Annotated in this window: 1 protein-coding gene; it reads right to left on the bottom strand. The window is 39.1% G+C overall.

Annotated elements, in window-relative coordinates:
- The coding region (locus tag ADH81_RS01520) for an ISL3 family transposase (protein ID WP_049525999.1) at positions 1-238 on the bottom strand (238 nt) is incomplete at both ends.

The following is a 238-nucleotide window of genomic DNA, read 5'->3' as shown; positions in this document are numbered from 1 at the left end:
AGGAAAAAGTTTTCTGGCAATATCATAGTAGGGGCTAAACATATCCATGGTAATGACTTTCACTCGACTTCTCACCTGACTAGAATAACGAAGGAAATGATTGCGAATAGTCACTTGAGTTCGCCCATCCAGGATAACTACGATCTTTCTGGAATCAAAATCCTGTGCAATGAAACTCATCTTACCTTTCTTGAAGCTGTATTCATCCCAAGACATGTGAGTTGGAAGGAAAGATAAA

This window comes from Streptococcus pseudopneumoniae, assembly GCF_001072925.1.
Taxonomy (GTDB): domain Bacteria; phylum Bacillota; class Bacilli; order Lactobacillales; family Streptococcaceae; genus Streptococcus; species Streptococcus pseudopneumoniae_Q.
This window is presented reverse-complemented; position numbering and strand designations above follow the sequence as displayed.